Annotated in this window: 14 protein-coding genes; 6 read left to right on the forward strand and 8 right to left on the reverse strand. The window is 56.5% G+C overall.

The window, feature by feature from the left end:
• The first annotated feature begins 102 nt into the window (after positions 1-102).
• The 4 genes from WEB54_RS03285 to WEB54_RS03300 all read left to right on the forward strand — a co-directional run bounded on the left by WEB54_RS03285 (position 103) and on the right by WEB54_RS03300 (position 4023).
• A complete protein-coding gene (locus tag WEB54_RS03285; protein WP_368053225.1) occupies positions 103-531 on the forward strand; it encodes a DNA polymerase III subunit chi in 429 nt (142 codons plus the stop codon).
• The gene (locus tag WEB54_RS03290; RefSeq protein ID WP_368053226.1) at positions 532-870 is read left to right on the forward strand and encodes a hypothetical protein; all 339 of its coding nucleotides are present in this window, start codon (positions 532-534) and stop codon (positions 868-870) included.
• Between the two features lie 36 nt (positions 871-906).
• Positions 907-1065 (forward strand): hypothetical protein, encoded by a 159-nt coding sequence (locus WEB54_RS03295; protein ID WP_368053227.1) that lies wholly within the window; start codon positions 907-909, stop codon positions 1063-1065.
• Between the two features lie 102 nt (positions 1066-1167).
• The gene (locus tag WEB54_RS03300) at positions 1168-4023 is read left to right on the forward strand and encodes a valine--tRNA ligase (RefSeq protein WP_368053228.1); all 2856 of its coding nucleotides are present in this window, start codon (positions 1168-1170) and stop codon (positions 4021-4023) included.
• Positions 4024-4079: 56 nt separating this feature from the next.
• On the opposite strand, the gene can is transcribed toward WEB54_RS03300, so the two are convergent.
• The 8 genes from can to WEB54_RS03340 form a co-directional block, all read right to left on the reverse strand.
• A complete protein-coding gene (gene can / locus WEB54_RS03305) occupies positions 4080-4751 on the reverse strand; it encodes a carbonate dehydratase (RefSeq protein ID WP_368053238.1) in 672 nt (223 codons plus the stop codon).
• A 145-nt stretch (positions 4752-4896) separates the two neighbouring features.
• Positions 4897-5307 (reverse strand): YqaA family protein, encoded by a 411-nt coding sequence (locus tag WEB54_RS03310; RefSeq protein WP_368053229.1) that lies wholly within the window; start codon positions 5305-5307, stop codon positions 4897-4899.
• 2 nt (positions 5308-5309) lie between these two features.
• Positions 5310-5879: a flavin reductase family protein gene (locus WEB54_RS03315; protein WP_368053230.1), complete on the reverse strand. Its 570-nt coding sequence runs from the start codon at positions 5877-5879 to the stop codon at positions 5310-5312.
• A gap of 90 nt (positions 5880-5969) precedes the next feature.
• Positions 5970-6710, reverse strand: a complete 741-nt coding sequence (locus WEB54_RS03320) for a pyridoxine 5'-phosphate synthase (RefSeq protein WP_368053231.1) — start codon at positions 6708-6710, stop codon at positions 5970-5972.
• Between the two features lie 42 nt (positions 6711-6752).
• Positions 6753-7070 carry a hypothetical protein gene (locus WEB54_RS03325; RefSeq protein ID WP_368053232.1) on the reverse strand — a complete coding sequence of 106 codons (318 nt, stop codon included), beginning with the start codon at positions 7068-7070 and terminating at the stop codon, positions 6753-6755.
• On the reverse strand, positions 7067-7480 hold the full coding sequence (locus WEB54_RS03330) for a YiiD C-terminal domain-containing protein (RefSeq protein WP_368053233.1): 414 nt from the start codon (positions 7478-7480) through the stop codon (positions 7067-7069). Before WEB54_RS03330 ends, WEB54_RS03325 begins: the two co-directional genes overlap by 4 nt.
• The gene (locus WEB54_RS03335) at positions 7477-8157 is read right to left on the reverse strand and encodes an HAD family hydrolase (protein ID WP_368053234.1); all 681 of its coding nucleotides are present in this window, start codon (positions 8155-8157) and stop codon (positions 7477-7479) included. The genes WEB54_RS03330 and WEB54_RS03335 overlap by 4 nt, the downstream gene beginning before the upstream one ends.
• A complete protein-coding gene (locus WEB54_RS03340; RefSeq protein ID WP_368053235.1) occupies positions 8157-9095 on the reverse strand; it encodes a zinc ABC transporter substrate-binding protein in 939 nt (312 codons plus the stop codon). The genes WEB54_RS03335 and WEB54_RS03340 overlap by 1 nt, the downstream gene beginning before the upstream one ends.
• Before the next feature lie 145 nt (positions 9096-9240).
• Between WEB54_RS03340 and WEB54_RS03345 the strand changes: the two genes are divergently transcribed.
• A complete protein-coding gene (locus tag WEB54_RS03345) occupies positions 9241-9993 on the forward strand; it encodes an ATP-binding cassette domain-containing protein (RefSeq protein WP_368053236.1) in 753 nt (250 codons plus the stop codon).
• Positions 9986-10753 (forward strand): iron chelate uptake ABC transporter family permease subunit (locus tag WEB54_RS03350; protein ID WP_368053237.1); only part of this gene is annotated, 768 nt, incomplete at its 3' end. The genes WEB54_RS03345 and WEB54_RS03350, both read left to right, overlap by 8 nt.

Raw genomic sequence — 10753 nt, forward strand, 5'->3', positions numbered from 1 at the left:
CCCACAGGGGCATACCCGGTACCCGATGCGGACCAACGCCACATCTTCCTGCTGCCCGCTGCTTTAGGTACCATGGTGTTTTCGCCGTAATGAACCCGACTCATGACCCAGGTAGATTTTCACATTGTTCCGGTGCTGCAAGCCGCAGACCGCTATGCCTATGCCGCGCGCCTGGTCAACAAGGCACGGAGCCACCAGCACAGAGTACTACTGGCGGTGGACGATGAGGCCATGGCCCGGTCAGTCAGTGAGCTACTTTGGTCCACGCCCCCGGAAAGTTTCCTGGCTCACAGCTTGCTCGCGGGCGGTGATGACGACGTACAGATTGGCTGGCACACGGAGCCGGGTCAGCATCATGATGTTCTGATCAACCTGGCCGCTGACATCCCCGAATATTTTTCCCGGTTCGAGCGCGTCTTTGAAGTCGTCAGCCAGGACCCTGCTGTATTGAACGCCACTCGGGCGCACTATAAGTTTTACCAGGACCGGGGCTATCCGCTGAAGCGTCATGACTTGAGAGACCGGGTATAGATGGATCAGAAGGATTCCCAACAAAGCCTGCTGCAGGATCTGGAAGACATCCGTCAGAGTCTCGACAGAATAGCTCAATCGGAAACGCAGATTCCCCTGCTCGATGAAATTGTCGATAAACGCACCCCGACGCATGTCAGTCCGGACAACCCGTTTTTATCGAGCCAGTCTCTGTCGGAGTTGATTCGTATCCACAATGAAGCCGAAACACGGGCGGCTGACGAACTGGCGCCGCTAAGGCCAATCAACGAGATCGTTCGCAGAGAACAAAACTTGCCAACGGCAGAGGAAACCCCCAAGCCACCTTCGGCACCGGACCCGGAGCAGGTTATGGCCTAGCTAGAGACGGTATTTGGTCACTGGATCGATGATACCGTGAGCGACTATCTGCAGTTATTTGAACGCGACCTGCGCAACCGCCTGCAACAGGACTTCCGGTTACTGGTCAGCCAGTGGTACGCGGAAAATGACTTACCCCTGCCCGAAGCGTTCAAACGTTCCGAACCGGATCAGCCAACCGAGCCCGACGATTAGTTTCAATCCCCTGTCCATGTATAATGGCAGCCATCAGACTTCCGGGCAGGCTCCCAGGCCCGCCCTTTTTTTCACTGTCAGCCAAGCGAGTTAAGAGCCCTCATGGAGAAGACGTACCAGCCGCAAGCGATTGAAGGCAAACACTACCAGCGTTGGGAAGCTAACGAGTGGTTCAAACCCTCAGGTCTGGGCGACGCCTACTGCATTATGATTCCACCGCCCAATGTCACCGGGTCGCTGCACATGGGCCACGCTTTCCAGCAAACCATCATGGATGCGCTGACCCGTTACCATCGTATGAAAGGCTTTAATACGCTCTGGCAAACCGGCAGCGACCATGCCGGCATCGCCACGCAAATGGTGGTAGAGCGTGGGCTCGCACGTGAAGGCAAAACTCGCCACGATCTCGGCCGGGAAACCTTTATCGATCGGGTCTGGCAGTGGAAGGAACAGTCTGGTGGCACCATCAGCTCGCAGATGCGCCGCCTGGGTGACTCGGTTGACTGGACACGCGAACGCTTCACCATGGACGAAGGCCTGTCCAATGCCGTGCGTGAAGTCTTTGTACGGTTGTACGACGATAAACTGATTTACCGTGGCAAGCGTCTGGTCAACTGGGACCCGGTGTTTCATACCGCCATTTCCGACCTGGAAGTTGAAAACAAGGAAGAACAGGGTTCGCTCTGGCACTTCCGTTACCCGCTGGCCGACGGCGCTACTACCGCCGATGGCAAATCCTACATCGTTGTGGCCACCACTCGCCCTGAAACTATTCTGGGCGATACCGCCGTAGCCGTTAACCCGGACGACGAGCGTTATCAGTCTCTGGTCGGAAAATTCGTCGACTTACCGTTGCTTGGTCGGCGCATTCCTATTGTTGCCGACGACTATGTCGATGCAGAGTTTGGCAGCGGCTGCGTTAAAATTACGCCCGCGCACGACTTTAACGACTACGAAGTCGGTAAACGCCACGGCGCGACCCTGGTCAACGTGCTTGATCAGGACGCTCACATTCTGCCAGCCGCTGAAGCCTACACCTACGAAGGCCAACCCATCGATGATTTCGATGGCACTCTGCCCGAAGGCTATGGCGGCCTCGACCGGCTCGACGCCCGCAAAAAGATCATCGTCGATTTCGAAAACCTGGGCTGGCTGGACTCGATCAAGGAACACAGCCTGATGGTACCGCGCGGCGACCGCTCCGGAGCCGTCATCGAACCCTGGCTGACCGATCAGTGGTACGTCAGTGCCAAAACCCTGGCAGAACCGGCCATTAAAGCGGTTGAAGACGGTGACATCGAATTCGTGCCCAAACAATGGGAAAACACCTATTTTTCCTGGATGCGGGACATTCAGGACTGGTGTATTTCGCGCCAATTGTGGTGGGGCCACCAGATTCCGGCCTGGTACGATGCCAACGGCGAGGTTTATGTGGGCCGCAGCGAAACCGAGGTCCGCAGCAAGTACAACCTCGACGACGCCATTACCCTGACGCAGGACGAAGATGTTCTGGATACCTGGTTCAGTTCCGCTCTGTGGACGTTTTCGACACTGGGCTGGCCGGAACGCGAGGATCTGGTGAAAACCTTTCATCCGACCGACGTACTGGTGACCGGTTTCGACATCATTTTCTTCTGGGTTGCGCGGATGATGATGATGACGATGCACTTCATCAAAAATGACGACGGCACCCCTCAGGTTCCCTTTAAAAAGGTCTACGTCACCGGGCTGATTCGCGACGAAAACGGCCAGAAAATGTCGAAGTCCAAGGGCAATGTGATTGACCCCATCGACCTGATTGACGGCATTGGCATTGACGATCTGGTGGCCAAACGAACCAGCGGCATGATGCAGCCCAAATTGGCTGCCAAGATTGAAAAAATGACCCGCAAGAGTTTTCCAGACGGCATGGACTCGTCCGGCACTGACGCCCTGAGGTTTACGCTGGCCTCACTTGCCAGCCAGGGGCGAGACATCAATTTCGACGTCAAACGGCTCGAAGGCTACCGTAATTTCTGCAACAAAATCTGGAACGCAGCCCGCTACGTGTTGATGAACACAGAAGGCCAGGACTGCGGCCAGAATGGTGGTGAAGTTGAGCTGACCCTGGCGGATCGCTGGATCAGTTCCCGCCTGCAACGGCTGGAGCAGGATGTCGAGCGTCACTATACCAACTACCGCTTCGACCTGATGAGCCAGGCTTTATACGAGTTCATCTGGAACGAATACTGCGACTGGTATCTGGAACTGTCCAAACCCGTACTCTGGGACGAAAACGCCTCCGCCGAGGTTCAGCGCGGCACCCGGCGCACTCTGGTGCGCGTGCTGGAAGCTCTGCTGCGCCTGGCACACCCGATCATGCCCTTCATTACCGAAGAAATCTGGCTGTCGATCCGGGACTTAGCGGCACGCGAAGGCGACACCCTGATGTTGCAACCTTTTCCAAAAGCCGATTCTGCCAAAATCGACACAGACGCAGAAGCGGATATTGAATGGGTCAAAGGTGTCATCGTTGGCGTGCGCAACATCCGTGGCGAAATGAATATAGCCCCAGGCAAGGCGTTGCCCGTTATGTTCCAAAAGGGCAGCGATGAAGACAAGCGACGCCTGGCGGAAAACGACAACTTCCTTAAGACCCTGGCAAAGCTGGAGAGCGTAACCTGGTTGGAAGAGGGCGACGAAGCGCCCATGTCAGCCACCCAGCTGGTAGGCGAACTGAAGGTACTGGTGCCCATGGCGGGGTTGATTGATGTCGCCGCCGAGCAGGCACGTTTGACCAAAGCGTTGGAGAAAACCCGCACTGAACTGGCGAAAGTTGAAGGCAAACTGAATAACGAAAACTTTGTATCCAAAGCACCAGACGACGTCATCGCCAAGGAACGCGAAAAGGCCCGGGGCTACGCCCACAGCCAGGCGGAATTGGAGCAGCAACTGGATCAACTGGCGGCGCTGAAATAGCGCCCTGGCAATTCGACTCAGTAACGCCGTTTGCGATCGGTAGGTCGTTTGGGGCGTTACGGTAGAGGTTTTGCGGGCGGCTGCCTCAACAAGGTTTTTACGCGCTGGTGCATGGTATCTCGCAGATCTGTATCGGCACTGTGCGTAACCTCCAAGTCTTTCAAAATGCCGTTTTCAAGACCATAAATCCAACCGTGCAGTGACAGTTCCTGACCTCGTTCCCAGGCATTCTGAACAATGGTGGTTTCTGCCAGATTCAACACCTGTGCCATCACATTGACTTCACAGAGTCGATTCAATTTGGTCGCTTCATCGGGCAATGCATCGAAATAGCGGCGGTAAATCTTCAGCACGTCCTGAATGTGTCGCAACCAGTTGTCGATCAGACCCAGTCGCTGATTGCTCAGCGCGGCCGCCACCCCGCCACATCCGTAGTGTCCGGTGACAATGATGTGCTTTACCTTCAACACATCCACCGCAAACTGAATAACTGACAAACAGTTCAGGTCAGTATGAACCACCAGGTTGGCAACATTCCGATGCACAAAGACTTCACCGGGCAACAGACCCATGATTTCATTGGCAGGCACACGGCTGTCGGCGCAGCCGATCCAGAGCAGCTCGGGCTTCTGCTGACGCGCCAGCTGTTTAAAGAAATCCGGCTGTTCAGCGGTTATTTTTTCCGCCCACTGTCGGTTGCTTTCCAGTAAATGATCCAAATTCAAAATGTCACTCCTAAGTCAATAGTTGCTATCCAAACTCTACCCTAATCGCGAGCCCTTGAGGGTTCAAGATTGAACAAGAGCAAACACTGTTTACATTAAGGACAGGATAGACTCATTAGCAGCAGACTGCCGGGTTCTGCTTACCGGCTTAAACCAACCAGAATCCAATTAGAAAAAACCGGGCCCCTTTGCCCAGCGTCAACCATATGGCTGACGACACCAGTGGCAAACGCAGCCACCCCGCCGCGATTGGAAGCAAATCGCCGACAACCGGCAACCAGGCCATGGCCAACACGGGCGTTCCCCAGCGTTGCATGCTGTGTTCCGTGGCCTGAGACGGCTGCCAGCGCGAAGACACTACACCGGCCTGACGCGCCCACCGGGCCAGCATCAGCATCAGCCAGGCACCGAGTACGTTACCGAGGGTTGCCACCAACCAATAGGCGATAAACAAATCGCCGGACTGACGCACCAACCCAATAAACAGCAACTCTGTGCCCAGCGGCCAGAGCGTTGCGGCGATAAAGGCTACCGCGAACAAAACCAGAAAAGACACCATGCTCAGCCGGGTCGTTCAATGTCAAAGGTATCGCGCGTGGTACTGTAGGTGTTGCCCGCCATGCGGCCGACAGCGTCCAGTTTGTCTGCCAGGATACGACCGTTATCGTAGAGCGCGTCGGCAACCTGCACATGAACGATGTCGCCAAACCGCTGAATCTCGCGCAGTCGGCATTCAAAATGGATCTGCGCCTGTGCAATGCGCGGTGGCGTAACGGTCAAAGACGGCACCGTCGTTAACCCGGCGAAGCCAACCTCACTGTCGCCGCGCGCCAGAGGAGCGGATGTCTGGTTCATCGCCTCTACCACCGAATGGCTGACAATATTCAGCGTGAATTCCGGGCATTCTTCAAGGTTCAGTACGGTATCTTTCTCACCAACAGGTTTGCGCAATGGGGCAAACGCCACGATAGGCGGGTTGACACTAACCAGTGTGAAAAAAGAAAACGGCGCCAAATTGAGTAAACCCTGGTTATTGCGAGTGCAAACCCAGGCGATCGGGCGCGGCTGAATGGAGCCCACCATCAATTTATAAATAGAGGTTGCGTCTAGGTCGGCAATGGCCAGTTCCATAAGGGCTTATCCTGCACAGGGAAAGGGTTTTGCCCGGGCCGTCACCCAGGGTATTCGAGGTCGTTCAATTCACCCAACGCGGGCACCGGATTACGCCAACGGATTGGTGGCGCACATGGACAGATACTGTTTGATCACAGCATCCATGCCCTGCTCGATGCATTCAACAGTCAGAACGTGGCCAATCGAGACTTCCAGTATGCCCGGAATGCTCAGGAAATCGGGCAGGTTATGCAAATCCAGGTCGTGACCGGCGTTAACGCCCAGCCCAAGACGCCGCGCAAGGTCTGCTGCCTCGCGGTACTTCGCCAGAACCATTGTCGCCGACTCAGTGCCATGCGCACTGGCGTAACCTTCAGTATACAGTTCAATTCGCTGGGCACTTGAGTTTGTCGCCCGCTTTACCTGGTCGGTATCCGGGTCAAGAAAAACCGAACTGCGCACGCCTGCGGCATGAATACGGGCCAAAACGGTTTCGAGAAAATCCGCGTGTTGGGTAAAATCCCAGCCGTGGTCCGACGTCAGTTGGTTGGGCTTATCCGGTACCAGGGTGCACTGATGTGGCTTTACCGCTTCAATCAATGCCAGAAAATCGTCAGTCGGGTACCCTTCAATGTTTAATTCAACATCGGGGTGCGCTGCCAAGGCGGCTTTCAGATCGTGCGCGTCCCGCGCGGTTGCGTGTCGGGCATCCGGGCGCGGGTGAATGGTAATTCCGTGCACGCCGAGTGCGATGAACTTTTGGGCAAACGTCACCACATTGGGAAAATCGCGACCACGGGAATTCCGCAGTAAGGCTATTTTATTAAGGTTAACACTCAGTTGCGTCATTCAGGTTCCTACTGACTATTGCGACCAATGCTGAATAGTGTATCAAACTTTGGCGGCATCAAAGTGCCAGTGCACTCCGTCTGCCGTCGTTTCGCTGTAAAAGCCTGGCAGTGTACGATCGAGATAGACCGCACTGGCAAACAGCGCGAACAATGCATCGTTATCGACCAGATGTTCCTGCGCCAGAAATTCAGCAGGCGACGGCTTTTGCGCTTCGCAATAACCTTGCCAGAGTGCCTCGAATTGCTCACTTACCGGAACTGGAAGATCAAACCAGAGTGACCCGTGTTTGAGCATCCACACCCGGTGCACCCGGGGCTGCAGAAACAGCTGGGTGAGTGCCACCCGACGCGGATTCATGAATCGACTGGTAACAGTATCCGGTAATCGCCCGTCAGCACGGCGACCAGGTCTGCGCTGTCATCCCGGGCAGTGACTTCAACCCGGGCTCGCCAGTGACCACTGGGTCGCCGATCAGGCGGTGCGGTAAACCGGGCCTCTATATCCAGATCCGACCAGCCAGCCTTGGGGTATGACACCTGACTGTCTTTGATCGCGACCAGCTCGGGCAAGCCTTGTTGCCCTGCCCACCGGGCCGTGTGATACCAGCCCGCAACCACCAGCGCTGCATACTGGCTCCCGGCAAACACCGTCCCCTTGTCGTTACGGTTGCCCTGCAATGGCATCCGAAACAGGGTGTGGGCATCATCACTGCTTACCCATTCAATGCCCAGTTTGGCCAGCGGCTCTATGTGTTCCAGCTGCATCATCGTCTGGTCTCCGCGCCCTTGGGGCCAAGCCAGTCCGGGAAGGCTTCCAGCGAGTGCAACCTAACGGCCAGCCTGGGTTCCCATTCCGGGTCGGTGGGCACCAGATCCGGCACATGCACTACGGCGCAGCCTGCGGCCAACCCGGCGTGCACGCCATTGGGGCTGTCTTCGACGACCAAGGCCTTCGCGGGGGCAACGTCCAGTCGGCTGCAGCCCACCAAATAAGGTTCTGGGTGAGGCTTGCCCTGTGTCACCTGATCGCCACCCAACAACGATTCGAAATACCCCAGCAACCCGACACGGGCCAGCTTGGCTTCAGCCAGCTCCGCGCGGGTACTGGTCACCACCATCTGACGACGGCCAGAGCGGGCAACGTGTTCCAGCGACTCGATCACACCGGGTTTTAATACCAGCTCAGTCTTGGCCCGCTCGGTATAACGATCCCGGGTCTGGTTAATCCAGTACTCGGCGCTGCTTTCGGAATCCACATAGCTCAAGAACCATTGAATCAATCCGGATCTGTTCAGACCGATGGTCTCCAGATAACTGCGCTCGGCGTCAGGTACCGGGCCACCGTTGGTCATCACCTCAACAAAGACCGATTGCACCAGGCGCTCCGAATCCAGTAACACACCGTCCATATCCCAGAGTACGGCCTCGTATTCAGGTCGTGCCATTACGTCTCTCCCAGGCAAGCGGCCAGATCATCGGCCAGTCGCAGCATCATATCAGCATAAAGCCCGGTGCCGGGCTCGGATAGCTGGCCCAGTGGGTCAATTGCCCCCAGAGTAGCGGTCTCCACGCCGTCGACCAACGGCAACAGCCAACGTTCGCTGTACTGAGGTTCGCGGAACAGGCAAACGCGTTCAAGTGGCGCCGCCAGGTCTCGCAACCGGGCAATGGTTCTCGGCCCGGGTGGAATATCCGGGTTCAACACCAGTGCCCCCAGTCCGTTCAGATTCTGGTCGTGCTCAAAATACTGAAAACCATCGTGAAACACGATGTAGGGGGTGCTCCGACTGGTGCTCAATCTTTCGTCAAGTTGGCTGGCCAGCGCATCCAGACGCAACCCGGTCTGATCGGCATTGCGTTGATAATGGTCGCGATGATCCGGATCAAACTCGCTGAGACGAGTGGCCACAAAGTCGACAAACACGCGGGCGTTATTCAATGACAGCCAGATGTGAGGATCCAGATCCCCATGGTCATGATCGTGGTCGGTGCCCGACGGGGTGAACAGAGTATCGCGCATCGGCAGCAGCGCCATACCGGCATCAAAATCATGCAATTCAAACGCCTGGGCATCAGCTGACAGACGCGGCAACAGGCGCGCCAGGGAGATCTCGAGTTCCGGACCGATCCAGAACAGCAGATCGGCTTCGACGATTGCTTTCAATTGTCGGGGCGTCATGGCACTGGAATGGGGTGACTGACTGGCTTCATACACCAACTCAGGCTCTGCCACCCCGTCCATCACCTGGGCAACCAGGCTGTGCAGCGGGGCGATGGAAACGAGAACCTTCGGTGGGTCGGCCAGGGCTTTCACCGGACATACCATTAATACCAGCAGTGCCAGTGGCCAAACTGGGCGAGCCAGCATCGATAACACAGTCATAAGTCACTCATTGCAAAAGGGTTCTGGGAGCGGATTAAATAGTTGGTATGATACACTGTAACTTCAAGTATGTGGTTGCTTTGGCTAGTTCGTTTCCAAACCAACCCACCCGACGACCGATGAATTCCCAGGAGACATTGCACCCGTGTCACACGCTCAACCCCTTATAGAAGCCCGGCAACTGGGCGTTCGACTTGGTGGTGAAACCATTATCCGCAACGTCAACCTCAGGGTGTTCAATGGCCAGATTGTTACGCTGATAGGCCCCAACGGCGCGGGCAAGTCGACACTGATCAAAACCTTGCTGGGAGTTCACCGGGTCAGCGAGGGGCAACTAACTCTGGCACCGTCACTGACCATTGGGTACATGCCACAACGCATCAGCATCGATGATTCACTGCCCTTATCGGTATATCGGCTGATGACCCTGACCCACCGGGCATCAAAACCCAAGGTGGTTGAGGCCCTGCGTCTGACTGACGTTCCGCATCTGATCGACCGGCCGGTTCAACAGCTCAGCGGTGGCGAATTTCAGCGGGTCATGCTGGCACGTGCGCTGTTGAAACAACCCGATGTACTGGTGCTCGATGAGCCGGTCCAGGGGGTCGATTTCAATGGTGAGGTGGATCTGTACCGGCTGATTCAGCGCATTCGCGACGAGCGCGGCTGCGCCATTCTGATGGTGTCTCACGACCTGCACCTGGTCATGGCGGCCACCGACGAAGTCGTCTGCCTGAACGGCCACGTCTGCTGTACCGGAGCGCCGGAAACCATTACCCAGCAACCGGAATTCACCTCGTTATTCGGGCACAAGCACGCCGATGCACTGGCGTTTTACAGCCACCACCATGACCACAACCACAGCCTGGCGGAACAGGGAGGGCACGTTCATGATTGAACTGCTCTGGCCTGCCCTGCTCGCCGGTACCGGCATTGCCCTGCTCGCCGGCCCGCTGGGCAGTTTTATGGTGTGGCGGCGAATGGCGTATTTTGGCGATACCATGGCCCATTCAGGCTTGCTCGGGGTAACTTTGGCGGTCGTGCTGAACCTCAACCTGACCGTTGGCATTGCCCTGGTGACTACCGCTCTGGCACTGCTGTTGTTTGGCCTGCAACGCCAGCGACGCCTGCCTTCAGACACTCTGCTGGGCATTCTGTCACATGGTTCCCTGGCCATTGGCATGCTGGTTCTGGCGTTTTCAGAATCGGTTCGAATTGACCTGAGTGGCTTGCTGTTTGGGGACTTGCTTGCGGTAAACCGGGGCGATGTACTGTGGGTTGCCGCCATTCTGGTGGTGGCACTGCCGGTGATGATGTTGATTTGGCGCCCTCTGCTCGCCATCACTGTGCATGAGGATCTGGCGCGCGCCGAAGGCATAGCCACCGAGCGCATTCGAATTGTTTATTTGATCCTGATTGCGCTGGTCATTGCCGTGGCGATGAAAATTGTCGGCATTCTGCTGATCACCGCGTTGATGATCATACCGGCCGCCGCCGCTCGCTGGCTGTCAAAAACGCCCGAGCAAATGGCCGTGGGTGCCTCTTTTCTGGGGGTGTTCTGCGTCTGGGCCGGGTTGGGTGGCTCCTGGCTAACCAACGCCCCCAGTGGCCCGGCGATTGTGGTAACGGCGGTTATTGCCTTCGCTATTCTGTTGACG

The sequence above is a fragment of the Saccharospirillum sp. genome, assembly GCF_040881935.1.
In the GTDB taxonomy this organism is placed as follows: domain Bacteria; phylum Pseudomonadota; class Gammaproteobacteria; order Pseudomonadales; family Natronospirillaceae; genus Saccharospirillum.